The sequence below is a fragment of the Arthrobacter sp. Cr_A7 genome, assembly GCF_029222765.1.
Classification (GTDB): Bacteria; Actinomycetota; Actinomycetes; order Actinomycetales; family Micrococcaceae; genus Arthrobacter.
The window spans coordinates 1-478 of record NZ_JARHXQ010000219.1 but is presented as its reverse complement, the minus strand read 5'-3'; the positions used below and the strand labels follow the sequence as shown (position 1 = coordinate 478).

1 pseudogene is annotated in these 478 nt (G+C 65.5%); it reads right to left on the bottom strand.

Annotated features, from left to right (window positions below):
• Positions 1–478, bottom strand: a pseudogene (locus tag P2Q66_RS12925) (alkaline phosphatase family protein); the annotation flags it as partial.

Here is a 478-nt window from a genome sequence, read left to right as displayed (position 1 = left end):
GAAGATCATCGCACTGGGCAGGGTGGACAGCAGCCACCTGTTGGCCGGGTCCGACCAGGCGAGGTAATAGAGGTGCGCGTACTCTTCGTAGTCCTTCAGCTCCTCGCCGGGCGGTGCCTTGATGTCCCGGCGGGCCTTAATGAACTCCTGCATCTGCTTGCTGGTGGAATCGGCGTAGACCTGGTCCCCCAGGAAGGCCACCAGGTCCGGCCACGGCTCGCTGCTGCCGGAGATCATGTTCAGCGCATAGGCCCTTAAGGAGTCCACCCCGTGGCTCCGGTTTCCGGCCGCATCATGCGGGACGCTGGTGCGGCAGGAACCGTAGGCCAAACGCAGGGGCTTGCCGGGGTTGAGGGTGGCAATGACCGACGGCGGGAATTGGCCGTCGGGGTTTGAGTCATCCACCCCGCGCTGTTCCGGCGCCGGCCAGACGTGTGTCCCGTTGATCTCCACGGTGTAGGGCGTCACCGTTCCCGGC